The sequence below is a fragment of the Eoetvoesiella sp. genome (assembly GCF_035555955.1).
Lineage (GTDB): Bacteria > Pseudomonadota > Gammaproteobacteria > Burkholderiales > Burkholderiaceae_B > Eoetvoesia.
The window spans coordinates 256,100-280,076 of sequence record NZ_DATMGA010000066.1 but is presented as its reverse complement, the minus strand read 5'-3'; the positions used below and the strand labels follow the sequence as shown (position 1 = coordinate 280,076).

26 protein-coding genes are annotated in these 23,977 nt (G+C 62.8%); 16 read left to right on the top strand and 10 right to left on the bottom strand.

Annotation, left to right across the window (positions count from 1 at the left end):
• The coding region (locus VNT00_RS16300) for an NAD(P)/FAD-dependent oxidoreductase (RefSeq protein WP_325589373.1) at positions 1-604 on the top strand (604 nt) is incomplete at its 5' end.
• 20 nt (positions 605-624) lie between these two features.
• Entirely contained in the window at positions 625-1,317 is a 693-nt protein-coding gene (locus tag VNT00_RS17900) for a methylated-DNA--[protein]-cysteine S-methyltransferase (RefSeq protein WP_414650942.1), read from the top strand.
• 34 nt (positions 1,318-1,351) lie between these two features.
• Here VNT00_RS17900 and smpB read toward each other — a convergent pair whose 3' ends face one another.
• Positions 1,352-1,813 (bottom strand): SsrA-binding protein SmpB, encoded by a 462-nt coding sequence (smpB, locus tag VNT00_RS16290; protein WP_325589371.1) that lies wholly within the window; start codon positions 1,811-1,813, stop codon positions 1,352-1,354.
• 60 nt (positions 1,814-1,873) lie between these two features.
• Here smpB and VNT00_RS16285 point away from each other — a divergent pair, with 60 nt between their 5' ends.
• The 3 genes from VNT00_RS16285 to VNT00_RS16275 are packed head-to-tail and all read left to right on the top strand — an operon-like array spanning position 1,874 to position 3,847.
• Complete coding sequence (locus VNT00_RS16285; RefSeq protein ID WP_325589369.1) at positions 1,874-2,308, top strand: type II toxin-antitoxin system RatA family toxin; 435 nt, start codon at positions 1,874-1,876, stop codon at positions 2,306-2,308.
• Entirely contained in the window at positions 2,298-2,678 is a 381-nt protein-coding gene (locus tag VNT00_RS16280; protein ID WP_325589367.1) for an RnfH family protein, read from the top strand. The genes VNT00_RS16285 and VNT00_RS16280 overlap by 11 nt, the downstream gene beginning before the upstream one ends.
• A gap of 35 nt (positions 2,679-2,713) precedes the next feature.
• Complete coding sequence (locus VNT00_RS16275) at positions 2,714-3,847, top strand: enoyl-CoA hydratase/isomerase family protein (RefSeq protein ID WP_325589365.1); 1,134 nt, start codon at positions 2,714-2,716, stop codon at positions 3,845-3,847.
• A gap of 103 nt (positions 3,848-3,950) precedes the next feature.
• Here VNT00_RS16275 and ygfZ read toward each other — a convergent pair whose 3' ends face one another.
• Positions 3,951-4,916 (bottom strand): CAF17-like 4Fe-4S cluster assembly/insertion protein YgfZ, encoded by a 966-nt coding sequence (gene ygfZ, locus VNT00_RS16270; RefSeq protein WP_325589363.1) that lies wholly within the window; start codon positions 4,914-4,916, stop codon positions 3,951-3,953.
• Between the two features lie 237 nt (positions 4,917-5,153).
• Between ygfZ and mltG the strand changes: the two genes are divergently transcribed.
• From mltG to VNT00_RS16245, 5 genes are all read left to right on the top strand, one after another.
• Positions 5,154-6,164, top strand: coding sequence for an endolytic transglycosylase MltG (gene mltG, locus VNT00_RS16265; RefSeq protein WP_325589361.1), 1,011 nt, complete (start codon positions 5,154-5,156; stop codon positions 6,162-6,164).
• Positions 6,164-6,820 (top strand): dTMP kinase, encoded by a 657-nt coding sequence (gene tmk / locus VNT00_RS16260; protein ID WP_325589359.1) that lies wholly within the window; start codon positions 6,164-6,166, stop codon positions 6,818-6,820. Before mltG ends, tmk begins: the two co-directional genes overlap by 1 nt.
• Positions 6,817-7,872 carry a DNA polymerase III subunit delta' gene (gene holB, locus VNT00_RS16255; protein WP_325589357.1) on the top strand — a complete coding sequence of 352 codons (1,056 nt, stop codon included), beginning with the start codon at positions 6,817-6,819 and terminating at the stop codon, positions 7,870-7,872. Before tmk ends, holB begins: the two co-directional genes overlap by 4 nt.
• A gap of 72 nt (positions 7,873-7,944) precedes the next feature.
• Positions 7,945-8,715 (top strand): TatD family hydrolase, encoded by a 771-nt coding sequence (locus VNT00_RS16250; protein ID WP_325589355.1) that lies wholly within the window; start codon positions 7,945-7,947, stop codon positions 8,713-8,715.
• A gap of 257 nt (positions 8,716-8,972) precedes the next feature.
• A complete protein-coding gene (locus VNT00_RS16245; RefSeq protein WP_325589354.1) occupies positions 8,973-9,989 on the top strand; it encodes an ankyrin repeat domain-containing protein in 1,017 nt (338 codons plus the stop codon).
• A gap of 120 nt (positions 9,990-10,109) precedes the next feature.
• Here VNT00_RS16245 and VNT00_RS16240 read toward each other — a convergent pair whose 3' ends face one another.
• Positions 10,110-11,078 (bottom strand): AraC-like ligand-binding domain-containing protein, encoded by a 969-nt coding sequence (locus VNT00_RS16240; protein WP_325589352.1) that lies wholly within the window; start codon positions 11,076-11,078, stop codon positions 10,110-10,112.
• 284 nt (positions 11,079-11,362) lie between these two features.
• Between VNT00_RS16240 and VNT00_RS16235 the strand changes: the two genes are divergently transcribed.
• Both VNT00_RS16235 and VNT00_RS16230 read left to right on the top strand, forming a co-directional pair.
• A complete protein-coding gene (locus VNT00_RS16235; RefSeq protein ID WP_325589350.1) occupies positions 11,363-12,835 on the top strand; it encodes an aldehyde dehydrogenase family protein in 1,473 nt (490 codons plus the stop codon).
• A 198-nt stretch (positions 12,836-13,033) separates the two neighbouring features.
• On the top strand, positions 13,034-14,020 hold the full coding sequence (locus tag VNT00_RS16230) for a ketopantoate reductase family protein (protein ID WP_325589348.1): 987 nt from the start codon (positions 13,034-13,036) through the stop codon (positions 14,018-14,020).
• 92 nt (positions 14,021-14,112) lie between these two features.
• Here VNT00_RS16230 and VNT00_RS16225 read toward each other — a convergent pair whose 3' ends face one another.
• From VNT00_RS16225 to VNT00_RS16200, 6 genes are all read right to left on the bottom strand, one after another.
• The gene (locus VNT00_RS16225) at positions 14,113-15,366 is read right to left on the bottom strand and encodes an NAD(P)/FAD-dependent oxidoreductase (protein ID WP_325589346.1); all 1,254 of its coding nucleotides are present in this window, start codon (positions 15,364-15,366) and stop codon (positions 14,113-14,115) included.
• A gap of 76 nt (positions 15,367-15,442) precedes the next feature.
• Positions 15,443-16,189, bottom strand: coding sequence for an ABC transporter ATP-binding protein (locus VNT00_RS16220; RefSeq protein WP_325589344.1), 747 nt, complete (start codon positions 16,187-16,189; stop codon positions 15,443-15,445).
• A complete protein-coding gene (locus VNT00_RS16215) occupies positions 16,179-16,931 on the bottom strand; it encodes an ABC transporter ATP-binding protein (RefSeq protein ID WP_325589342.1) in 753 nt (250 codons plus the stop codon). The genes VNT00_RS16220 and VNT00_RS16215 overlap by 11 nt, the downstream gene beginning before the upstream one ends.
• Positions 16,924-18,006 (bottom strand): branched-chain amino acid ABC transporter permease, encoded by a 1,083-nt coding sequence (locus VNT00_RS16210; protein ID WP_325589340.1) that lies wholly within the window; start codon positions 18,004-18,006, stop codon positions 16,924-16,926. The genes VNT00_RS16215 and VNT00_RS16210 overlap by 8 nt, the downstream gene beginning before the upstream one ends.
• 4 nt (positions 18,007-18,010) lie before the next feature.
• A complete protein-coding gene (locus VNT00_RS16205; RefSeq protein ID WP_325589338.1) occupies positions 18,011-18,931 on the bottom strand; it encodes a branched-chain amino acid ABC transporter permease in 921 nt (306 codons plus the stop codon).
• A 19-nt stretch (positions 18,932-18,950) separates the two neighbouring features.
• Positions 18,951-20,141, bottom strand: a complete 1,191-nt coding sequence (locus VNT00_RS16200; RefSeq protein WP_325589337.1) for an ABC transporter substrate-binding protein — start codon at positions 20,139-20,141, stop codon at positions 18,951-18,953.
• 200 nt (positions 20,142-20,341) lie between these two features.
• Here VNT00_RS16200 and VNT00_RS16195 point away from each other — a divergent pair, with 200 nt between their 5' ends.
• From VNT00_RS16195 to VNT00_RS16180, 4 genes are all read left to right on the top strand, one after another.
• On the top strand, positions 20,342-20,830 hold the full coding sequence (locus VNT00_RS16195) for an RrF2 family transcriptional regulator (RefSeq protein WP_325589335.1): 489 nt from the start codon (positions 20,342-20,344) through the stop codon (positions 20,828-20,830).
• A gap of 132 nt (positions 20,831-20,962) precedes the next feature.
• On the top strand, positions 20,963-21,457 hold the full coding sequence (locus VNT00_RS16190; protein WP_325589334.1) for a glutathione peroxidase: 495 nt from the start codon (positions 20,963-20,965) through the stop codon (positions 21,455-21,457).
• Between the two features lie 102 nt (positions 21,458-21,559).
• Complete coding sequence (locus VNT00_RS16185; protein ID WP_325589333.1) at positions 21,560-22,258, top strand: glutathione S-transferase N-terminal domain-containing protein; 699 nt, start codon at positions 21,560-21,562, stop codon at positions 22,256-22,258.
• A gap of 5 nt (positions 22,259-22,263) precedes the next feature.
• The gene (locus tag VNT00_RS16180) at positions 22,264-23,067 is read left to right on the top strand and encodes an RsiV family protein (protein ID WP_325589331.1); all 804 of its coding nucleotides are present in this window, start codon (positions 22,264-22,266) and stop codon (positions 23,065-23,067) included.
• A gap of 93 nt (positions 23,068-23,160) precedes the next feature.
• Here VNT00_RS16180 and VNT00_RS16175 read toward each other — a convergent pair whose 3' ends face one another.
• A complete protein-coding gene (locus VNT00_RS16175; protein WP_325589329.1) occupies positions 23,161-23,889 on the bottom strand; it encodes an alpha/beta hydrolase in 729 nt (242 codons plus the stop codon).
• Positions 23,890-23,977: the final 88 nt, after the last annotated feature.

The window sequence follows — 23,977 nt, the reverse complement described above, 5'->3', positions numbered from 1 at the left end:
GCTGAACGACAGGGGCGTTACCGTCAGCACCTCGGTCAAGGTGGCCGCCATCGAGGCCGATGCCGTGCTCGATACCGAGGGCCGCCGCTATCCCTGCGACCTGTGCGTATGGGCGGCGGGCATCAAGGCCCCCGATATTCTCAAGAACACGGGCCTGCCGCTCAATCGCATCAACCAGGTCATTGTCGATGCGGGCTTGCAAACCGAGGATCCCGCCATCTTCGCCATCGGGGATTGCGCCCAGGCTCCGTGGGACGGCACCGATAGTTTTCTGCCGGCGCGTGCCCAGGTCGCCCACCAGCAGGCCGATTTCCTTGTTTCCGTCCTGACCGCCCGTATCGAAGGCAAGGAGCCGGCCGCAAAGGCCTTCCTCTTCAAGGACTATGGCTCCCTGGTCTCGCTGGGCCATAATCGCGGCGTGGGCAGCCTCATGGGTGTTCTGTCGGGCAGGAAGATGTTCGTGCAGGGCCTGGTGGCGCGCCTCATGTACATGAGCCTGCACCTCATGCATCACCGGGCCGTCCTGGGGCTGGTGCGCACCATCAACATCGCCATCGGCCGCCTGTTGCTCAAGCGCAGCGCGCCACGCGTCAAGCTGCACTAGTGTCCTGTCGACAAGCCTCGATGCCTTATACTGGATCCATGATCTTCCATGCCAGCATGCCCAGCGCCCTGGGCGCTTTGTTGTTGTCGTCCGACGGCGCGGCGCTGTCGGGCCTGTATTTCATCGGCCAAAGAGATTGCCCCAATCTCGACGGATTTGCGCCCATGCGCCCCGACCATTTCGACCCTTCGGCGGGCGAGCACGAAGGCAGGCCCATCCGCACGTTCAGGGCCGTCAAGAACGGGTCGCAAGACGGCGACCTGTTCGCCGCGGAACCGGAAGCCGTCGCGCCGGCATTGGCCGTGGATGACGGCCCGCTGGCGTTCATGCAAGAGGAAACCCCCGCGCCGGCCAGGCAGGTGTTCCAGCAGGCCAGAACCGAGATCATCGAGTATTTCCAGGGCAAGCGCCGTAGTTTCGAAATGCCCTTGCGGCCCCAGGGCACGGCATTCCAGAAAAAAGTCTGGGATGCCTTGCTGAAGATTCCTTACGGCGAGCTGGTGTCCTACGGCGACGTCGCGCGCAGCGCCGGCCTGTCGGCGGGGCACGGACGAGCCGTGGGAGCGGCCGTGGGGCGCAACCCCCTGAGCATCATCATTCCCTGCCATCGGGTGGTGTCCGGCAGCGGCCTGCTTACCGGCTACAGCGGCGGCCTGGATCGCAAGCTGGCCCTGTTGCAGCTCGAAGGCTTTTCCCTTTTGCCAACGAATTAGCCGGACACGTACTGGCTGTCTAGCAAACAGCGCGCTAGCTGTCGCGGCGGCGGGTGTCGTGCTTCATGATGCGTTCTTTTTCGCGCGCCCAGTCCTTGTCGCGCGCGGTGTCGCGCTTGTCGTGCAGCTTTTTGCCGCGCCCCAGGCCGAAGTCCAGCTTGATGCGGCCGTTCTTGTAGTGCAGGTTCAAGGGCACCAGCGTGTAGCCGCGCTGCTCGACCTTGCCGATGAGCTTGCTGATTTCCTCGGCCTTCAGGAGCAGCTTGCGGGTGCGGGTGTTTTGCGGGTGGATATGGGTGGAAGCCGTGGGCAGCGGGCTGATGTGCATGCCGACTATGAAGATTTCACCGTCCCGCACAATGACGTAGCTTTCCTTGATTTGCACATGGCCGGCGCGTATGGCTTTGACTTCCCAGCCTTCCAGCACAAGGCCCGCCTCGTAGCGGTCTTCGATGAAGTAATCGTGGGTTGCCTTGCGGTTTTCGACAATGCTCATGAATCAATGTTGCTATAGTAGTAGGTAAAATCAATACATTCTATCCATTAACGACATTCGATGCATACCGTTCAACGCTCCGTTTTGGTTCCCTACAGCTGCGCGCAAATGTTCGATCTTGTGGCCGGCGTGGAAAAATACCCCGAGTTCATGCCATGGTGCGGCGGAACCACGGTCCAGGAGCGCGACGAGCATGGCATGCAGGCCGCCATTACCATCAGTTTCGCCGGCATACGGCAAACCTTCAGCACGCGCAACCAGCACGATTATCCCAGCCAGATCACGTTCAATCTGGTGGACGGGCCTTTTTCCGCCTTGACGGGCAAATGGCAGTTCCAGGAATTGGCCGAAGACGCGTGCAAGGTCGTTTACACCATGGAATACGCGTTTTCCAATCGGGCGCTCGAAATGGTGGTAGGGCCGGTGTTCAACCGGATCGCCACCAGCTTCATCGATTCGTTCACCCAGCGCGCGCAGGTCTGTTATGGCGAGTAGCACCGCCGCCGGGCCTGCCGCGATGACCGTGCAGGTGGTGTATGCGCGGCCCGGCGCCGTATGGCATAAAACCCTGGCGCTGCCCCCGGGCGCCACGCTTGGGCAGGCGCTGGAGGCCAGCGGGTTTGCCGAGGCGTTTCCCGATGCGGCGGCAGGCCGCCCGGCGGCGGGAATCTATGGGCAGGCCTGCTCCGAAGAAAGGGTGCTGGCCGACGGCGATCGCATCGAAATCTACCGCCCGCTGGTGTTCGACCCCATGGAGTCGCGGCGCAGGCGCGCCCTGCATCGTCAGGCATTCATGATCAAGGCGCGCAATCGTCCGCGCAAACGCAAGGCCAAGCTCGCCGCCGCGGCCAGAAGCGGCGTTTGACCAAAGCCTAAGAGCGAACCAAGGAGGCGATCATCATGGACGCAGCGGTTTTATTCGACACATGGTCGGCGGTGGGCAAGCAGAAAATCGGCGTGGTCACGCTTAACCGCCCGCGCAGCCTGAACGGCCTGACCCTGGAAATGTGCCGGGAAATCGGCTTGCGGCTCAAGCAATGGGAAAACGACCGTTCCATCGCCTTCGTCATTTTCAAGGGAGCTGGCGAGAAGGCCTTTTGCGCCGGCGGCGACGTGCGCAAGCTCTACGATACGGTGCTTGCCAACGTAAGCGGCCATCCCTGGGACAATACATACGCCAGGCAGTTCTTCGAGGCCGAATACCGGCTGGACTATGCTGTCCATACTTATGCCAAACCCGTGCTGTGCTGGGGGTCGGGCATCGTCATGGGCGGCGGCGTGGGGCTCATGATGGGAGCCAGCCACAGGGTGGTCGGCGAAACCACGCGCTTTGCCATGCCCGAGATCACCATCGGCATGTTTCCGGACGTTGCCGGCACCTGGATGCTGGGCCATCTTCCCGCCGGCATCGGCATGTTTCTGGCGCTGACCGGCGCGCAGCTGGGCGCCAGCGATTGCCAGTTCCTGGGGCTGGCCGATTATTTCGTCGAGTCCTCGAAGTGGGAAGAATTGAGGCAGGCGCTGGTCGCCCAGGCGTGGTCCGAGGTTCGAAACGAAAACGATATCCGGCTGCACCAGGTCTTGCGTTCCCTGCAGCCGGGCTCGATGGCGCTTTCCGGGCCGTTGCAGGCTCATTTTGCGCTGATTTCCGACCAGTGTTCCGGGCCGGATTTCGATGCCATTTGCGCCAACCTGCTGGCCCTGACCGATTATGAAAACGCCTGGGTGAAGCAGGCGGCCCAGACCTTCAAGCATGGCTCCCCGGGCGCCGCGCGGCTTTCCTTTACCTTGCTCAGGTCCGTGCGCACGCTTTCCCTTGCCGATGTGTTCCGCCGCGAATACATGGCGGTGCTGCAATGCATGGCCATGGGGGATTTCCAGGAAGGGGTGCGCGCCTTGCTGGTCGACAAAGACAAATCGCCGCGCTGGAGTCCGGCTTCGCTGGCCTGCGCCAGCCAGGAATGGGTGCGGCGCTATTTCGTCCAACCCTGGCCCGAAGACACGCCGCATCCTCTGGCCGATCTCGGCCGGTAGCGCAAGACTCCTATCGGAGCCGCCCGGCATCGAAAGTATATTGCGGCCGGTTCGTCCGCGCAGCGTGGTGGCCGCCGGCATCAACCCCGGATATCGGGCGCTCTCAGGCGGCGATGGAGTAGGGCAGGGGCTGAATGCGGATTGTCGCGCCCTCGGCCGTCTCCAGCCTGAAATCGGCCGAGTCCAGATCGGCCAACTGTACTTCCAGCAACAGGTGGCAGCCCGTTTCCGTGCTGGCGGCGTTGATCACGCGGCCGCAGGGCGACTCGGGCTGCCGGGCGTCGTAGATGTCGGCGCCCGGCAGCGGCTCCGAAGCGGGTGCGGGTTCGATCAGGCCATGGGCCATGCGCCGCTTGATGGTGCCCCGGTAATGGCTGCGGGCGACGACTTCCTGGCCGGGATAGCACCCCTTGGTAAAGCTGACGCCGTCGATGAGATCGAGATTGAGCGTCTGCGGGATGAAGGTGTCTTGCGTGGCGGCCACGATCCAGGGCAAGCCCGCTGCGATGTCGGCGGCCCGCCAAAGAGCCTCTGCGCCCGGTTGCGCGGCGGCGCCCGCTTTGCCGACGATCCACCATCGGGCCGCGCCGGCGTCAGCGCTCGGCGCGGCGATGCAGGCAGCGTCCGGCAAGTGGACGACCGTGTAGGGCGATGGGTCGGATGGCAGCGAGGCGCCGGCAATGCCCGCCCGCTCCAGGGCTTGTTCCGCCTGTTTCGCCTCGTCCCGGCGCAGCACGATTCCTTGCACGGGCAGCGTGGTGACGGCGAGCTTGGCCTTGGCGCGCAGCACGAACATGGACAGGCGCTTGACCACGGTTTCGGCGATGTCTTTTGCAATGAGGGCATGGAATGCGGGCGGCTCGGATTGCGGCGCGCGCCAGACGACCAGGCTGGCCAGCAGCCGTCCCTTGGCGGTGCAGTAGCCGGCCAGGCAGGCCAGGCCGGGGGGCAGCTGGGCGATGTCGTGGGTGAGCTGGCCGTGCAGGAAGGTGGCTGCGTCGGCGCCGGAAATTTCGATGACGGCGAGTTGTTCCAGGGGGACGGCAGTGTTTTCGAGGGGTTCGGTCATGGATGGTGCGGCGGATTTTCAAGACACAGGAATGGGTAGCGTTTATGATACGGTCTTTCCGAAAATATTGCCGCCAAGGCATTGCCGCCGGCGAGGTTTGCCCATGGCCCAGGCGGGCATCGCGGGCCTGGGGCGCCGCCGTCCCGGCACAGCATCCCGATCCCGCCGTTCAATGCTGGTTACGTATTTCCGGCCGCCGCGCCGGCGAGGCCGTCCGCCTCGGCTACACTTGAAACAATGAACAGATTCAAACGCTTCGTCCTGTGGGTGCTGCTCCTGGCTTTCATCGCGATGGCCGGGATCTCGGCGGCTTTCTGGTATTGGGCCAACAGACCGGTGGCACTTGGTGCGGAACATGTCGACTATCAGGTGGAAATGGGCAGCCGTCCCCGCAGCGTTGCGCAGGCCATGCGCAAGGCAGGCATCGACATGAACGCCGATGCCTTCGTCCTGCTGGCCCGGCTTACGGGCCGCGACACCCTGATCAAGGCGGGCGCGTACGAAGCCGTCAAGGGTGATACGCCTTCGGTCTTGCTGCAGCGCATGGCCGATGGCGACATGACCCAGACCAGCCTGGCCCTGATCGAAGGCTGGTCGTACCGGCGCATACGCCAGGCATTGCGCGAGAACCCCAATATCAAGCAAACATTGGGCGATATCACCGATGCGCAATTGCTGGCGCGGCTGGGCTCGGCATACGGCAGCCCCGAAGGCCTTTTTTACCCGGATACCTATGTCTTCGTGCCTGGCACGTCCGACTACGATATTTTGCGCCGGGCCTACCTGGCGCAAGAAAAGCTGCTGGCCGCCATGTGGGAGCAGCGCGCTCCCGACCTGCCCATCCAGACTCCCTACGAGGCCCTCATCCTGGCTTCCATCATCGAGAAGGAAACCGGCGACGGTGCGGATCGCGCGCGGGTCGCGGGGGTGTTCGTGAACCGGCTGCGCCTGGGCATGCCGTTGCAAACCGACCCCACCGTCATCTACGGCATGGGCGATGCTTATCAAGGGCGCATCCGTAAAAAGGACTTGACCACCGATACGCCCTGGAACACCTATACGCGCAGCGGCCTGCCTCCCACGCCCATCGCATCCAGCGGCAAAGCCTCCCTGTATGCGGCCCTGCACCCCGAACAGCATAAATTCCTGTATTTCGTTTCGCGGGGCGACGGCACCAGCGAGTTCTCCGAAAGCCTGAATTCGCACAATCGGGCGGTATCCAAATACATACTTGGGCAGAGAAAATAATGCAAGGCAGACGCGGTTGCTTCATCACCCTGGAAGGCCTGGACGGCGCAGGCAAAAGCACGCATGTGCAATGGCTGGTAGAGCATATCCAAAGCCAGGGCATTCCGGTGCTGTGTACGCGCGAACCGGGCGGCACGGCGCTGGGTGAGCAACTGCGCCAAATGGTGCTGAGCCAGCCCATGCACCTGAAGACGGAAACCCTGCTTATGTTCGCGGCGCGTTGCGAGCACATACAAACCGTCATCCAGCCGGCGCTGCGGACCGGCAAGTGGGTGGTATGCGACCGGTTCACCGATGCCAGCTACGCCTACCAGGGCGGGGGGCGCGAATTGGGCGCCGAGGCCATTGCCGCGCTGGAGCAATGGGTGCATCCCGATTTGCAGCCCGATCGCACCTGGCTGTTCGACGTGCCCTTGGACGTGGCGCGCGAGCGCCTGGCCCGCAGCCGCGACCTGGACCGCTTTGAAAAAGAGGGTGATGCGTTTTTCGAACGCACGCGCCGGGCTTACCACGAGCGCGCGCAGCAATGCCCCGGCAGATTGCGCGTCGTCGATTCCACCCGGCCCATGGAGGCCGTGCGCGCCGAGTTGCGCGGCCAGGCCCAGGAATTGATCGCTGCCTGGCGTGCCTTCGGCAGCGAGGAAGCTGGCGCATGAGCGACATACCACGCTTTTTTCCATGGCAGGAAGGCCTGGCCAAAGCCTGGCTGGGCCAGCGCGAGCGCTTTGCCCATGCTTGGCTGATTCACGGCATGGCCGGCATCGGCAAGCGCCAGTTCGCTCTGGCCGCGGCGGCCAGCCTGTTGTGCGAAGCGCCGGAAAACGGGCTGGCCTGCGGCCATTGCGCTGCCTGCCAATGGGTGGCCAGCGGCAATCATCCCGATTTGCGCCGCATACGGCCCGATGCGGTGGCGCAGGAAGAGGGGGGGGATCAGCCCGACGAGTCCGCCGCTGAATCCGCGGCATCGAAAAAAACGGCGTCCAAGGATATCCGTGTCGAGCAGCTGCGGGGGTTGTCGACCTGGTTCAACACCGCCACGCATCGCGGCGGCTGGCGGGTGGCTGTGCTGTATCCCGCCGAAGCGCTCAATGCGGTTTCCGCCAATGCCTTGCTCAAGGTGCTCGAAGAGCCGCCCGAGCACACGGTATTTTTACTGGTGGTGGATGCCCCCGACCGTATCCTGCCGACGCTGGTTTCCCGTTGCCGCAGGCTGCCCTTGCCCGTGCCTTCCATGGCCGAAAGCACTGGCTGGCTGGCTGCTCAGGGGCTGGGTGATGCGACGCAGTGGCTGGCGGCGGCAGGCGGAGCGCCTTTGCGGGCTCTGTCCATGCGAGACGCGGGCGAGCGCGCCTGCCCGGCATGGCTCGAGCAGTTTGTTCTGGCTGCGGCCCAGGGCGGCGCGCCCGATATCGGGGCCTTGGCCGATAGTCTTGAAAAAGACCCGCCCGCCGGCTGGATCGACGCCTTGCAGCGCCTGTTTTTTGATTTGTCGCTGGCGGCCTCGTCGGCGCCGGTCCGGTATTTTCCGGCACTTGGCGATTCTACGGCGCGGGTCGCCGGGGCGGCTTCGCCGTCCAGCCTGGCCGAGACCGGCAAGTGGCTGATGCAGCAGCGCGCCGTGGCGGATCACCCATTAAATACTAAACTATTCGTTTACAGCGTTTTGTCGCACGCGGCGCAAGCCTGCCGACCGCGGCGGCAGGCTTAGGGTCCGTTGAGACTTGTTGACAGGCCCTGAGCCTGCAACCATTTTGCGATCTTTTTCATTTCGAGTTTTGCCATGTATGTAGATTCCCATTGCCATCTGGATTTTCCCGAGCTTGCCCAGAATTTGCCCGATATTCTGGCACGCATGGAGCAAAACCGGGTCAGTCACGCCCTGGTGGTCAGTGTGAACTTGCCGCAATGGCCCGGTCTGATAGAACTGGTGGCGCCCCATCCGCACCTGTATGCCTCGGTGGGCGTGCATCCTGACTATGAAGACACCCAGGAGCCCACGGTCGACGGGCTGGTCGAGATGGCCAGGGCGCCCAAGGTGGTTGCCATCGGCGAGACGGGGCTGGATTATTTTCGCCTTTCCGAACCGCTGGAGTGGCAGCGCGAGCGTTTCCGCACGCATATCCGCGCCAGCCGCAAAAGCGGTTTGCCGCTCATCATCCATACCCGTTCGGCCAGCGAAGACACTTTACGCATCATGCGTGAAGAGGGCGCGGACGAGATCGGCGGCGTCATGCATTGCTTTACCGAGTCGTGGGAAGTGGCCAAGGCGGCCATGGACATGAATTTCTATATTTCGCTGTCGGGCATCGTCACGTTCAAGAAGGCCGCCGACCTGCAGGACCTGGCTACCCGGCTGCCGCTGGATCGCCTGCTTATCGAAACGGATTCCCCCTATCTGGCGCCCGTGCCGTACCGGGGCAAGGCCAATGACCCGTCCAAGGTGATTCATGTAGCTGAAAAGATCGCGGATTTGCGGGGGATTGCGGTTGCCGAGGTGGCGCGCTGTTCGACCGATAATTTCTTCAATCTTTTCAATAAAATAGAACGATAATTTAATTCTATTTATAGATTTTGATTGAATAATTTTTTAAATATTATTAATTTCAATTGATTAGGTTTTAGTTTTGATGTGTTGCTTTAATTTTTATCATTTAAAGTAAAACATTAAGAATTTTATAATAGTTGTTTAATTTCAATAATTTACTAATTTAAATTAATGTTATTTATTGATTATGATGCCGGGCGCCGACGGTTCCCGGCGTTCCTCTTCACCAACAAGCGATTGGCGTGAACACGATGATAAGCAAAATGACCAGGCCGTTGGAAACCGGAAAATGGGCGTGGCTGTGGGCCGTTGGCCTGGCGCTGCTGATCGCCTGCATGGCGGCCAGGGCCGCCGCGTCGTCGGAATGGTGGCTCGACATCGCCAACGACCGCGTGGAGGACGTCAAGGACGCCCTGGCCCAGGGCGAGAACCCCAATGCTCTGAATCCCGACGGGCTGCCCGCCCTGATGCTGGCGATCCGCGAGGGCTCCTGGCGGGTGTACGACCTGCTGCTTGCCCATAGGCGCATCGACGTCAATATCGAGAATCGCAATCACGAAACCCCGCTCATGTACATGGCCATCGTAGGGGACGTCAAACGGGCTCAGGCCCTGATCAAGCGCGGCGCGCACGTCAACCGGCTGGGCTGGACGCCGTTGCACTATGCGGCCTCCAAGGGCAATCTCAAGATGGTCGAATTTCTGCTGGCCAATAAGGCCATCGTCAACGCGCCTTCGCCCGACGGCACGACTCCCCTCATGATGGCGGCGTTTTCGGGCGATGAAGATGTGGTGCGCGCCCTGCTTTATGCCGGGGCCGACTCGACCACGCTGAACCTCAAGAAACAAAGCGCCGCCGACTGGGCGCGCCTGCGCGGGCACGACAGCCTGGCCGCCAAGCTCGATCAGCTGAGCCAGAAGGTTCTGGCGGAGCGACGGGCGCAGCGGGCTCGGGATCGCGCAGCGGCCGGCGCAGCCGGGCAGGCTGACGAGGCGCAGGCCAGCGGCGCAGGACAGGCCGGCGGCGCGGCGCAAAACAATTCCGCTTTGGGATCCGCAGCTGGTTATGGCGCTGCGGGCCCGGCTTCCGGCTCTGCCCGGGGGGCGCTTCCCGCTACGCCCGGCTTTGATCCGGACGCCGTCAAGTCCGTCGATATCCGGCCGCCCGAAACCGTTCCTCCGGCGCAGTTGTCGGCGCCCAAGAAGCCCTCCGAGGACCAAGGCAATTCCACCTCGCGCTATTTCGATCTGGACAGGTTCGACAAGGATCCCGCGTACTGACCACGAGCCAGAGCGCCAGCCTCTCGGACTTCAGGCCGGGGTCAGGCGGCACGGTCGATACTGTGCCGAAGGCCTCTCGTATCGTGGCGAAGCCGCCCCGCCCTCGGGGTCGGCAGGCATTCAGCCGCGGGCATTGCGGTATTCCCGGGGAGTGCAGCCGTAAGCGGCCTTGAAGCTGCGGCTGAAATGCGAAAAGTCATTGAAGCCGTGCATGAGCGCGATGTCGCCGATACTGTGCTGTGCAAATTCGGGCGATTCGCAGGCCGCTTTACAGTGTTCCAGGCGCTGCTGCCATAGATACCGGGACGGTGGTTCGAGGCCGCAGTCCTTGAAAACCTGCTGCAGGCGGCGGGTGGAAACCGAGAGCTGGCTGGCCACCAGATCGATGGTGAGTTCGGGGTTGGCCAATTGGCTTTCAATATAGCGCCGGGCGCGATAAAGCAGACGATACCGCGCGATCTGCGCAGGCTGCTCGCTGGCCGGATCGGCGTCGGACAATGCCGACGCAATGAGCTCCAGCGCTCCCGTCTTGAGGGCGCCCGCCACGGCGCCGCCGGCGCCGATGGCGCCGTCGCGATGCAGTTGCGCCGACAGCCCTTGCATGAATTGCGCGACCAGCCGCACGGTGCCGCGCGCGCCCGAGAGCCGGTGGGCGTTGCGGTGTTCGGCATCGCTCAGCACGTTGAGCAGGGCCTCGCGAGGCATGTGCACGATGAGCTGCTTCGACGGCGTGGGGAATGTAACGCGGTAGGGCCGCACGGAATCTAGCAGGGCTGCGTCGCCGGGGAACAGGCGTGCTTCGCGGCCGCATTGATCGACAACGCAAAGGCCTTCCTGCTGAATGCAGAGCATGAAATTGCTATGGGTGCTGCGCCGGACAAGGGCATCGTTCTTGCTGATCTGCACCGGGCTGGCGCTGCTTTCGCAAAAGTGGACGTCGTCGAGTCCCGAGTCGGCCAGGCTGGCATGAAAAGGCGCGTTTGAAAGCGCTCGGCATTCGATATCCGCAAACGTGGTGCAGACCATATCGCGCCAGTACGCCAGACGCCGGTCGGCGGCGACGGAGTCGGTCGAAAAATCGGTATTCATTGCAAACCTCCGGCGGCTGAAAAGCCGAAGCCGTTTAGTTCGTCTCCAGGAGCGGTCGGCGGAATCGCCAATGTGCCGGCAGCGATGGCGCGTTGCCGCCATATTTACGTTACCACCGAATGAGGCCCGACTCCAGCCCCCGACGGAGGGTGGCGGCGCCAAAGCTTCATGCCCGCGCATGGAGCACATTGCGTTGCGCATGCAGACGAGAAACGCGCGCATGCAGGCTGCAAAATGGAAGACATAACCATAAATAGACAATGCCCACTATTCTGGAGGAAATCATGAGTGCGAACGATATCAAAGCCGTGGTCAAGGACATCAGCCCCTTGTATATCGACGGGGTTTGGCGGCCTGGCTCGGAACAGCAGGTCAGCGAGGATTTCAATCCGCTGACCGGCGACATATACGCCTATGTGGCCCAAGCATCGGCCCAGGATGTCGACGATGCCATTGCCGCCGCATACAAGGCGCGCGACCCATGGAAGAACATGGTTGCCGCGCAGCGCGAGGCCATCCTGATCAAGGCGGCCGACATCATCGCCGCCCGCACCGACGAGCTGCGCGAGGTCATCATCGAGGAGTCCGGGTCGGTGTTCGGCAAGGCCATGTTCGAAATCGGCTATTGCATCGAGCTGCTGCGCGTGGCGGCCGGGCTGGTGCGGCAGGTTACGGGCGAAACCCTGCCTCTCACCGCGCCGGGCCAGGTCGGCATGACCATTCGCCAGCCTCTTGGCGTGATCGCCGGAATAGCGCCGTTCAATGCTCCGTTCCTGCTGGCCATGAAGAAAGTGGCTTTCGCCCTGGCGGCGGGCAACACATTCGTGCTCAAGCCGTCCGAATATACCTCGGTCATCGGCCTGAAAATCGCATCTATTTTCGAAGAGGCGGGTTTGCCTGCGGGGGTTCTCAATGTCGTTCCCGGGCCTTCGGAAATGGTGGGTGAAATCCTGATGAACGATCCGCGCGTCAAGATGGTGACGTTTACCGGCTCGACGCGAGTCGGTCGGCTGCTGGCGGCGCAGGCGGGCAAGAGCCTCAAGCGCCTTACGCTGGAAATGGGCGGCAAGAACCCGTTCATCGTGTTGAACGATGCTGATCTCGACTACGCGGTCGACGCCGCGGCGTTCGGCATCTATTTTCATCAAGGCCAGGTGTGCATGGCCAGTTCCCGCATCATCGTCGAGGCGGGGCTGTTCGACGCGTTCTGCGAAAAATTCGCCGCCAAGGCTTCGGCGTTGAAGACGGGCGACCCGCACGATCCTTCCACCATCATCGGGCCGCTTATCCGTGAGTCCCAGTGCGCGGTCATCAACGGGCATGTGGAAGATGCCGTGGCCAAAGGGGCGAAGCTGCTGTGCGGCGGCAAGCACGATGGTTCGCTGTACCAGCCCACCGTGGTGGCGGGCGTTACGCCCGACATGAAAATGTACGGCGAAGAATCCTTCGGGCCCATCACTTCCGTCATCCGGGCGGCGGACTCCGAAGAGGCGCTGCGCATCGCCAACGACACTTCCTATGGGCTGTCGTCGGCCGTCATGACCAACGACCTGCAAAAAGCCTTCGACCTCGCGCTGCGTCTGGAAGCCGGGATGGTGCACATCAATAACTGCACCGTGGCCGACGAGCCCCATGTGCCGTTCGGCGGGATCAAGAACAGCGGCGTCGGCCGGGAGGGGGGCCGCGCTTCGATGGACGAGATGACCGAACTCAAATGGATAACCACCCAGCTCGGCAAGCGCGGCTTTCCGTTCTAGGCGTTCGAGGCGGCCCGGCGGCGGGAATTTTGCCGCCGGGCCGCTCCAGGACAAAAAGTGCCCCTTCGGGGGCATTCTTTTTTGCCGGGCTTGCGGGAATGCCGGGTGGGGAAATGGCTTATCATGCTTTTTCAGGCCAGGCCTGCAAAAGATATTTCAGGCCCATCGGATAAAAACATTCAAGGAGGCGCAGGATAAATGCAGAAAGTAGCGATTTACGGTCTAGGCGCGGTGGGCGGCTTGATCGCAGCGCGGATGGTGGCTGCCGGTTGCGAGGTCAGCGCGGTGGCGCACGGGCAGACTCTGGCCGCCATACAGCGGCATGGGCTGCGTTTGCGCGTGTCCGGCCAGTTGCAAACCGTGCCGCTTCGGGTCGAGGAAAATCCCGAGGCCCTGGGCGTCCAGGACATCGTGTTCATCGCCGTCAAGTCGCCGGCGCTGGCGCAGGTGGTCGCCCGCATCGCGCCCCTTATCGGTCCGCACACCATGGTGGTCACAGCCATGAACGGCGTGCCGTGGTGGTTCTTCGAGGCCAGGGATGTGCCGTTCCAGGGAACCGCCTTGCAGTCGCTGGATCCCGACCGCAAGCTGGCCGCCGCCATCCCCATCGGGCACATCGTGGGTTGCGTGGTGCATTTTTCCAGTTCGCGGCCGGAACCGGGATTCGTCGAGCTGAAGTCCGGCAACCGGCTCATCCTGGGCGAGCCCGACGGCGCCATGTCCGAGCGGCTGCAGGCATTGGTGCGTCTTCTCGAAAAAGGGGGCTTCCAGGCCGACGCCAGTTCCAATATCCGCGGCGACATCTGGTACAAGCTGTGGGGCAATATGACCATGAACCCGGTTACCGCCGTGACCGGCGCGAATACCCAGCAGGTGCTGGACGACCCGCTGCTCAACGAGTTCTGCCGCGCCGCCATGCGCGAGGCCGCCCAAATCGGCGAGAAAGTGGGCTGCGCCATCGCCCAGACCGCCGAAGAGCGCAACGAAGTCACCCGCAAGCTGGGCGCCTTCAAGACCTCGATGCTGCAGGATGCCGAAGCCGGGCGTCCGCTGGAAATCGACGGACTGCTGACCGTGGTGCACGAAATCGGCATTCTGGCCGGCGTGAAGACGCCGACCATAGACGGTCTGTTGGGCCTGACCCGGGTCTTCGGGCGGGCCCACGGCATCTACGGCTGTCCTTAGCCTTCGGGAGACGGGGAGGCGCAAGCCGCCCGTCCGGTTTCTGTTTCTTCCGCCTTTCGGCCCATTGAGTATATGGGCCGGTGAATCGGCCGTCAGGCGGTCTGGCTGTCCATATCTGCCTGCCTGACTTCGGGTGGAGCCTGCACCTCGGGTGCCGCCGAAGCGAGGATCTCTGCGCGGTTGCCGCTTAGCGGCGGATAGATCCGCCGGCAATTGATGTTCTGCTTGGTGTTCTTAGCGGTTTCGCCGGAGGCGATGACCTGGCGGTCCCAGCCCGTGGTGTACACCGCGCCCCATGGGCCCAGGTCGAGAATGGTGGTGTACCAGTCGATGCGCAGCGGCAGCATGGGTTTGCCCAGCAGGTCGGCGACGACGTTATGCCCGGCATACCGGCCCATGGGCCGGCCGTGCTGGCATGACATGACCGAAGTATGGGGGTCGTCCAGCATGGACCAGGCGGCGTCCCCGGCGGCGAAGACGTTGGTCAGGCCTTTCACCCGCATGAACTCGTCCACGGCGACGCGCCCCTGCCGGTCTTTTTCCACGGGCAGCCAATGGCCCAGGCCATTGGCCTGCATGCCCGCGCACCAGACGACCGTGGCCGCGGGGATTTTTTCGCCGTCGGCCAGTGTTACGCCCATCGCATCGACGGCGGCCACGGCGATGCCGGTCCGGGTTTCCACGCCAAGCGCGGCCATGGCCTTGTCGATGACGGCCATGGCCTGCTCGCCCATGTCCGAGCCGATGGCGGGGCTGGAGTCGGCCAGGATCACGCGCACCGGTTCGGTGCCGTGATGCGCCGCGCGTATGGCCTCGAGCCGTCCGGGCAGCTCGGAGGCCAGTTCTATGCCGGTAAGGCCGGCGCCCACCACCAGCACGGTATATTTGCCCTCGCCGGCATGCTTCGAGTCGGGCAGGGCGGCAAGGTGCTGTTCCAGCCGCTTGGCGGCCTGGTAGGTGTCGATGTCGAAGCCGTGCTCGGCCAGTCCCGGAATGGGCGGGCGCCGCAGCTGGCTGCCCAGGGCGTAGACCAGGCGGTCGTAGGCCACGGACTGGCCGCCCGTGGGCGTATCGATGGCGACGGTCTGCCCCGCGGTATCGATGCCGGTGACAGCGCCTTGAACATGGCGGACCCCGATGGGATCCAGGACCTTGGAAAGGGGAATGATGGTGGATTCCAGATCCTGCTCGTAGTTGCGGACGCGGATGCTGTGGAAATCGTTTTGATCCACGACGGTGATGCTGACTTCTTCGCTTCCCACGCCAAGTTCGTCCAGCTTCCGCGCTGCCCCGATTGCGCTCCACAGGCCGCCGAATCCGCAGCCGATGACGACGATGTCTTTCATTTGAACAACTCCTTTGAGTTTGCTGGTTGTTTGCACAGGCCCGGGGAAGTCGGCCCTCCGGGCGGGAATAGCTTGGCTACATGCCGATGTAGTGGTGGACGAGATCGGGGTTGGCGTCCAGTTCGCCCGAGGCGCCGCTCCACACGACCACGCCTTTTTCCAGGATGTAATGCTTGTCGGCCACGCGCAGGAGCGCCGCCAGGTTCTTGTCGATGACCAGCAGCGCCAGGCCCCGGCTTTTCAGCAGCACGATGCAGCGCCAGATATCCTTGCGCACGATGGGCGCCAGGCCTTCGGTGGCCTCGTCCAGGATGAGCAGTTCCGGATTGGTCATGAGTGCGCGGCCTATGGCCAGCATTTGCTGTTCTCCCCCCGAAAGATTGCAGCCCAGGTGGCGCTCGCGTTCTTGCAGGCGCGGAAACAGGCCGTAGATGTCGTCCAGCGACCATCCGGGGCCGCTGCGTCCGGCCTGTCTGGCCGTGGCAACCAGATTTTCCCTGACGGACAGGTTGGGAAACACACGGCGGCCCTCGGGCACCAGGCCGATGCCGGCGTGGGCGATCTGATGGGGCTTGAGCCGGTTCAGGCTGGAACCGCGCAGCTTGACCTGGCCCTGCAGGCAGGGCTGCAGCCCCATGATGGTCTTGACGGTGGTGGATTTTCCCATGCCGTTGCGGCCCAGCAGCGCCACGCACTGGCCGGCCTCGATTTCCAGATCGACGCCGAACAGCACCTTGCTGTCGCCGTAGGCGGTTTCGACGCTGTTCAACTGCAGCAGGGGAGGCCGCTGCGGCGTGTTGAGAGAGGCATGTTCAGAATTCATCGTCGTCTCCGAGGTAGGCGTTCTTGACCTCTTGGTTTTCCTGGATCTGCTGCGGGGTGCCGCAGGCAATGGCCGTCCCGTACACCAGCACGGTAATGCGGTCGGCCAGGGCGAACACGGCGTCCATGTCGTGCTCGACGAGCACGATGCTGTAGTCGCCCTTCAGGCGCCGCAGCAGTTCCACCAGGCGTGCCGATTCCTGCTGGCTCATGCCGGCCATGGGTTCGTCCAGCAGCAGCACCCTGGGGCGCATGGCGAGGGTCATGGCGATTTCCAGCTGCCGCATCTCGCCGTAGCCGAGGGATCCGGCCCGGCGATGCGCCGCTTGTTCCAGATCGACTTCGCGCAAAGCCTGATAGGCGGGTTCGTACAGTGTCCTGTCGCTGCGCACGGCCGACCAGAACCTGAAGCTCGACCCCTGGCGGGCCTGGACCGCCAGCATGACGTTGTCGAGAACGGAGAAATCCTTGAATATCGACGTGATCTGGTACGAGCGGCCGATGCCGTGCAAGGCCCGCGCATCGACCGTGGACCGGGTGATGTCAGCCCCGTCGAAGAGGATCCGCCCCTGATCGGGCAGAACTTCTCCCGCCAATTGATGGATGAACGTGGTTTTGCCCGCGCCGTTGGGGCCGATGACGCCGTGAAGCTCGCCCTGAAGCACGGTCATGCTCAGGTCGTTGGTGGCGGCCAGGGCGCCGTAGCGCTTTACCAGGTTCTGCACTTGCAGGATTTCAGTCATGGCGGCCTCCCTTGCTGGCGAGCGACCCGTAAAGACCGCGCCTGAGGAACAGCACCACCAGCACGATGAAAACACCGAAGAAGCCCAGCCAGTGCGTGGTGATGAGATCGGTCGCGTTGCCGGGCAGTTCGATGGGCATGGTGGACAGGAATTCCTCGAGCCCGACGAAGGCGATGGCGCCGATCAGCGGCCCCAGCAGCGTGCCCAGGCCGCCCAGCACGCACATCAGTATGAGGTCGCCCGAGAGCGTCCAGCTCATGTAGGAGGGCGATGCGAACAAGGCGAGATTGGCGAGCAGCACGCCGGCCAGCACGACGATCTGGGCGGAAACCACGTAGGCGAACAGCCTGTAGCGGTTTGCCGAGAATCCCAGGGCGTACATGCGGCGCGTGTTCTGCTTGCAGCCGCGGATCACGGTGCCGAACCGGGAATGGATGAGGCGGTGCAGGAGATAGGCCGCCACGGCCAGTATTCCCAGGACCAGCAGGTAGAACTGGTAGGGGTTGTCGATGTCCAGGCCGGGCACGGTGCTTCGCGCTGCGATCTGCAGCCCGTCGTCCCCGCCGTACTGCTTCAGGCTGATGGCCAGGAAATAGAACATCTGCGCAAAGGCCAAGGTGATCATGATGAAGCCCATGCCGTCGACTTTGAGGCAGATGTAGCCGACCAGGTACGACACGATCGTGCCGATGGCGATGGCCGCCGCCAGCTGGATCAGGGACGAATGCACGCCATAGGTGGAAAGTATGCCGACAGCGTAGGCGCCGATGCCCAGGTACAGGGCATGGCCGAAGCTGACCATGCCTCCGTAGCCGAGAATGAGGTTCAGCCCCATGGCGGCCAGGCCCAGAATCATGGCGCGCGACACCAGGTCCAGATAGTAGGTGTGGCCCAGGAACAGCGACGCCACGGGAACCAGGGCAAGCGCAAGGAATATTGCCGCGGCGGGCAGCAGTTGCCGGGCACGATGCGCTTGGGGGGAAGCGGGGGCTTGAGCGGTGCTGATTTGCGCGTGTACGGGCCGGTTGCGGATGCCGTTCAGCGGCAGCGCCTGGCGGGTTTGTTCAGATAGCATGTGTTCACCCGTTCCTGACTGGAAACAGCCCGTGCGGCCGGATGGCCAGTACGAAAGCCATGAGAAGATAGATCAGCATGGAGGCCACGGCCGGGCCCGCGGCCTGGGCCAGGGACTTGGCCAGCAGCTCGTTGAAGGCGGCCGGAAGGAAGGCCCGCCCCAGGGTATCGACGAGGCCGACGATGAGCGCGCCGTAGAAGGCCCCGCGTATCGAGCCTATGCCGCCCGTGACGATGACGACCAGGGTGAGGATGAGTATGGGTTCCCCCATGCCCGGCTGCACCGACAGGATGGGGCCCGCCATGACGCCGCCCAGCCCGGCCAGGCCTGCTCCCAGGCCGAAGATCAGGGTGTTGAGCCGGCGTATGTTGGTGCCCATGGCGTCGACCATTTCGGCGTCGGCGGCGCCGGCGCGGATGAGCATGCCGACCCGGGTCTTGTTGATGAGCAGATAAAGCCCGAGCCCGCACAACAGCCCGACGGCGATGATGAAGATGCGATACGAAGGGTATGAGAACCCGAGGAAGTCGATCGTGCCCCGCAGCGCCCGGGGCGCGTTGATGTAGGTGGGGGCCGATCCCCAGATGTAGCGCACGACTTCGTTGAACACGAGGATCAGGCCGAAGGTGGCGAGCACCTGGTCGAGGTGTTCCCGCGAGTAGAGCCCCGCCAGGACGATGCGGTCCAGGGCGATGCCGATCAGGATGGCCGCCGGGACGGCGGCCAGCAGGGCCAGAGTGAAGGAGCCGTACAGGTTGAAGACGGCCGCCGCCACGTAGGCCCCCATCATGTACAGCGACCCGTGCGCAAGATTGACGAAATTCATGATGCCGAAGACCAGCGTCAGCCCCGCGGACAGCAGGAACAACAGGACGCCGAACTGCACACCATTGAGAATTTGAGTTGTCAGGAGTTGTAGATCCATTTCTCGATACGCCTGTGGATTATTTCATCGGGCAGTCTTGGTGATAGGCATCTTGCTGCGCCTTGAGCGGAGTGGCGATTTTCTTGAGCGTGAACCGGCCCTGCGCGTCCTTGACGACTTCGAACACGGAAAGATCCTGGATGGGGAAATTGTTGTTGCCGAACTTGAAGTCGCCGCGCACCGAAGGAAAATCGGCTTGCTTGAGGGCGGCCATGAACGCGGCCTTGTCTTCGACATGGCCCTTGACCTTTGCGATGGCCGAATCCAGCAGTTGCGCGCCGTCATAGCTTTGCGCCGCGAAATCCGAAGGGATGCGCTTGTATTCCTTTTCGAACTCGGCCACGAATTTCTTGTTGGCGGCGTTGTCCATGTCGGGTCCCCAGACGGGGCTGGTGATCACGCCCAGGGCGCTGTCGCGCTGAGCGGGGAGATTGATGGCGTCGGTCGTCGAGGTGGACAGGACCGGGATCTTGCCCAGCAGGCCGGCCTGCTGCCATTGGCGCAGGAAGTTGACGCCCAGCCCGCCGGGGTAGAAGACATAGACGGCATCGGGTTTCTCGGAGGCGATCTTGGCCAGCTCGGCGGAGAAGTCCTGCTGATTGAGCGGCGTGTAGATTTCGTCGAGCAGGGGAGCCTGGTAGTAGCGCTTGAAGCCTGTCACGAAGTCGAAGCCCGACTGGTAGTTGGGCACCATGGTGATGATTCTCTTGTACCCCTTGGACTTGGCATAGCTGCCCATGCTTTCGGCTTTCTGGTCGTTCTGGTACGAGGTGCTGAAGAAATAGGGGGAGCATTCCTTGCCGGCTATCTGGCTGGGGCCCGCGTTGGTGCCGATGAGAAACACCTCTTTCTTCGTGATGGGCCCGTGCACGGCGAGCATGACGTTGGAGAAGGTCACGCCGACGATGATGGGCACTCCGTCCTTGTCGATGAGCCGTTTTGCCAGTTGCACGCCGACCACGGGCTTGATCTGGGCGTCGGCCTTGAGGACTTCGATGTGGCGGCCGCCGAGCTTGTCGCCGTGGTTCTTGAGGTAAAGCATGAATCCGTCGTACGAATCCTGGCCCAGGGCGGCTTGCCCGCCCGAAAATACCCCCATGAAGCCGATTTTCAGGTCGTCGTGGTTTTCTTGCGCGGGGGCGGCGTTGGCCAGGGCCATGGTCAGGCCCAGGCCGGTTGCGGCGATTGCCTTGAGGAAATGGTGTCTCATGCTGTCTCCTTGTTCCGCCCGGCGGGGCGGAGATTTTGTCTTGATCGTTTTGCCATGAGCGGCTGCGGACGGTGCTGTATTTTTAATCTGGATATTAAATATCTAGATTATGGGATGAATTCTATGGCGATCGCAAGAGCTAGTCAACAATAATCTGGACATATATAATCCAGGTCATAAGGTATACGGATTAGATTATTATGCGCATGAACGAAGGCGTGGAGTGGGGCCTGCATTGCTGCGTGGCGCTGGGCTGGATCGGGCAGAACGAGGTCATTTCCACCACCAAGCTCGCGGCCAAGTTCGGCTTGCCCGCCGCCTACCTCAACAAATCCCTGCAGGCGCTTGCCCGCGCCGGCATCCTGGTGTCGTCGGCGGGGCCGAAGGGCGGGTTCCGGCTTGCCCGTTCGCCTGAAAAAATCACCCTGCTACAGGTCGTGGACGCTATCGAAGGGCCCGATGCGGCGTTTCGCTGCACGGAAATCCGCCGCAATGGCGAGGGTGCTTCGCCTGCCCGCGAATGTCGCAAGCCCTGCGCCATCACGGCGGCCATGCGCCGGGCGGAAGCCGCCTGGAGGCGTGAACTGTCAAGCCAGACCGTGGCGTCGGTCATGCACGATGCACCGCCGGCCGCCGCCGAACGGGCGATCCAGTGGTTCGAGAACATACGCTCGGCATCGGCGGCTTGACGCGCCGCGCAAATAGACGCGCCGGCATGGCCCTGCTACAGTGTTGAGATGCCCGGTTTCGGGCTGTTGCGCCGATGGGGCTACGCTCTCGTTGCGGCCAACCCGCTCCAGCCATCTCGTTCCAGGATCGCCATGCCATCGCTAAGTTCATTTTCGGCCAGCTCGATATCGGGCGACAGCGTCGAGCTGTCACGCTACCAGGGCCAGGTGGCGCTTATCGTCAATGTCGCCTCCCAATGCGGGTTCACGCCCCAGTATCGGGGTCTCGAGGCGCTTTACCTGGAATACCGGGATCAGGGGTTCACGGTGCTCGGCTTTCCCTGCGACCAATTCGGCCACCAGGAGCCCGGCACCGAGGCCGAAATCCTGGATTTCTGCACCACGAAATACGCCGTCAGCTTTCCTCTTTTCGCGAAGATCGACGTGAATGGCGCCGGCGCCCACCCCTTGTATCAATGGCTCAAGGAAGAAAAGTCCGGGGTGCTGGGCACCCAGGCCATCAAGTGGAACTTCACCAAGTTTCTCGTGGGCCGCGACGGACAGGTCCTGAAGCGCTACGGCTCCTCCACCGCGCCCGACGAATTGCGCAGCGATATCCAGCAGGCGCTTGCCGCTCCAAGCGCCTGATGCGCTACCATTGGCAGCGTCGGCAACTGCCGGCTGGTGTCCTCAATCTGGACTCCCGGCCGGTGCTGTCTCTGTTTTCATTTCCGCCACGAAAGGATTGCAATGATCGACCTGTATTACTGGACGACTCCCAACGGCCATAAAATCACGCTTTTCCTCGAAGAAACGGCAACACCCTACACTTTGCACGCCGTCAATATCGGCAAGGGCGATCAGTTCAAGCCCGAATTCCTGAAAATCTCGCCCAATAACCGCATTCCGGCCATTGTCGACAATGCGCCGGCGGACGGCGGGCAGCCCATCTCGCTGTTCGAATCGGGCGCCATCCTTTTATATCTGGCCGAGAAGACCGGGCGCTATATTCCTTCTGATTTGCGGGGCCGGGCCGACGTGCTGCAGTGGCTGTTCTGGCAAATGGGCGGGCTGGGTCCCATGGCGGGCCAGAACCACCACTTCGCCACCTATGCGCCTGAAAAACTGCCGTATGCCATCGACCGCTACACGCGCGAAACCGGTCGCCTGTACGGGGTGCTCAACAAGCGCCTGGCCGACCGCGAATTCATCGCGAGCGATTATTCCATCGCGGACATGGCCTGCTATCCCTGGATAGTCCCGCACGAAAAGCAAGGGCAGGATCTTAACGAATTCCCGCATCTGAAGCGCTGGTTCGATGCCATTGCCTCGCGACCGGCCACCGTGCGCGCGTATGCAAAAGCGGCGTCCATCAACACCGAGCCGACTGTCCACACCGAAGAAGCGCGCAAGATGCTGTTCGGCCAGGATGCCCACACAATCAGGTAATGCGCATGAAAAAATCGTCCATTCGTTGCCTGCGCGCCGCCGCGCTGGCCGGCGCGGCCGTCTTGCTGTCCGCCTGCGCGAGCGGCCCCCGCGACAATATTTCCATGATTCCGGCGGATCAGACCGCCCAGCAGACCAGCAAGGAAGGCTTGTTTACGCAGCCCGTCAAGTGGGACCGCAAAAAGCCCGGCTGCACGGGCGATTGCCCGGAAATCAAGGTCGATTCCCTGGTGTTCCCGGGCATGCCCAAGCTGACCAAGCTCGTCGACTACGCCCTGGCCGTCATGACCGGCGTCAACGGCGATCATCCGCACCCCTATGCCAGTCTTGCCGAGTACGAAGCCTACTTCTGGAAGACCGCCGCGCCGCGCGATTCCACCGTCTTTTCAGCCAAGACGCCGTACCGCAACAAGAACCTGACCGTGGTCGAGCTGAACACCTGGCAGTACTTCACGGGCGCGGCCCACGGTATTTCGGCCACGCAATTCCTCAACTGGGACAACGCGCAGGAAAAAGTGCTTGGCCTGGAAAATGTTCTTGTGCGCGGCAAGCACGACGCCTACGTGGCGGCGCTCAAGCGGGCGCATGCCAAATGGCTGGCCGCCAATCCAGACGCCAAGGCCGACCCGGCCACCTACAACCGGATCTGGCCCTTTCAGCCCAGCGACAACTTTGCGTTTTCGGATGCGGGGCTGGTCGTCAAGTACAACTCGTACGAGATCGCGCCGTATTCGTCGGGGCAGCCTGAATTGCTGATTCCCTATGCCGACTTGCAAGGGGTGCTCAGACCCGAATACATGCCTTCTTGAGCCCACGTGAGTGCCAGGCCGTGGCGCACGGGCGATGCCGCCCGCGGTCCGAAGCGCGCCGCTTTGCCCGGGCTTTCGCCCGGGCGCTTCATTTCAATCGCGTCCGGCATCCAGAATAGCCTGGGCCAGGCGCTCGGGATGGGTGAACCAGGTTTCATGGCTGCCGGCGCATTCCACCAGCCTGAACAGGCCCAGCCGTTCGGAAAGGCGCGGATGCCAGGGCAGGCTGTGCGGCAGGGCGACGTCCTGCTGGCAGTTGACGTAGGATTTGTCCACGGCCAGTTCCGCCAGCGGCGTCTCCAGCTTGATGGCATCGGTGAACGTGGCGTACGGATGGGGGTTGAGCTGCTCGTAGCTCGACTTGGCCAGCGCCAGATCGGCATCGTTGATGAACACTTCGCGCCAGACATTGAACGGCAGCATGACGGCGTTCTTGTTGGCCGCGGCCACGGCATCGAACATGGTGACGTAGTGCGGCGGCACCATGTCGTTGAGGCATTGGCCGTTCAGGGGCACGAATGCATTGACGTAAACCAGCCGCTTCAGGCGCTTGGCCGCGCGTTCGGCAACGCCCGAGATCACCATGCCGCCATAGCTGTGGCCCACCAGTCGCACATTGTGCAGGTTTTCCGACTCCAGGAACTCCACCGCCGATGCAATGGCATCCTCCAGCCCGATGCGGCTGCGGTCGTCGTTTTCGCGATTGCCGGCCAGGGTGGGGCAATGCACCGTGTGCCCGGCCTTGCGCATGTGCTGGGCCACGGCTTCGAGCTCGGCGCCGGTGTGCCAGGCGCCGTGGATAAGAACGTAAGTATCAGCCATAGTTGTCTCCGGTTGTTGATTGTCGATGTATTGCAGAGGGTGGGCCGCGGCTGCCGCCGGGGTTCCCGACGATGCAGGCTTGGGCGGC